The organism is Aeromonas sp. SCS5 (assembly GCF_001887375.1).
Lineage (GTDB): Bacteria > Pseudomonadota > Gammaproteobacteria > Enterobacterales > Aeromonadaceae > Aeromonas > Aeromonas jandaei.
The window spans coordinates 1-758 of the sequence record NZ_LFCS01000032.1; the positions used below are offsets into that span (position 1 = coordinate 1).

Below are 758 nucleotides of genomic sequence, written 5' to 3' on the forward strand. Positions count from 1 at the left end.
GCGGATAATTGCAAAAAGATGGCTTTCGCTGTTCGTTCGCTCACAAAGCCACCAATCAGCATATTTAACCGGCGAAATCAGCTTGCTGCAGGCACCGCGATGGCAAAATCGTGCAGGTTGTCATAGATAGCATCGGCCAGCGCGCTACCCGCTTCGGTGACCGGCTTACCGGTTCTGACCATGATCTTGTGACCGACCCCGGCATTGATCGCTGCTTTCAGATCGGAAGACTTGTCACCCACCATATAGGAACGGCTCATGTCGATGTTCAGTTCCTGCTTGGCGAGCAACAACATTCCCGGTTCCGGCTTGCGGCAGTCACAGGGAGCACCGTGATCCGGATGGTGTGGGCAGAAGTAGATACCATCGAGGTCCACATCGCGATCGGCCAGCGACCAATCCATCCACTCGGTCAGGTTCATGAAATCATCTTCGGTGAAATAACCGCGGGCAATCCCTGACTGGTTGGTCACTACAACCAGCAGATAGCCTTTCTTTTTGAGGAGCTGCAGGGCGTCTATGACTCCGGGCAGAAAATGGAAGTCATCGACCTGGCTGACATAGCCAGTGTCTTCATTGATGACACCGTCACGATCCAGAAAAATGGCGGGTTTGCTCACGGAAACTACCTCAATCAATGGTTTTGCCCAGTATCTCACAGGGCAGATAAAGCCCAAAAACAAAAGGGGCGGCCGAAGCCACCCCTTTCATGTGTGCATTTAAAGTATCGATTAAGCGATAACTTTAGCTACAACACC

General features: G+C 52.0%; 1 protein-coding gene. It reads right to left on the minus strand.

Features of this window, described 5'->3' with window-relative positions; genetic code table 11:
* Positions 1 to 77 precede the first annotated feature (77 nt).
* On the minus strand, positions 78 to 620 hold the full coding sequence (gmhB, locus tag BS300_RS20825; protein ID WP_071915117.1) for a D-glycero-beta-D-manno-heptose 1,7-bisphosphate 7-phosphatase: 543 nt from the start codon (positions 618 to 620) through the stop codon (positions 78 to 80).
* Between the last annotated feature and the right edge of the window lie 138 nt (positions 621 to 758).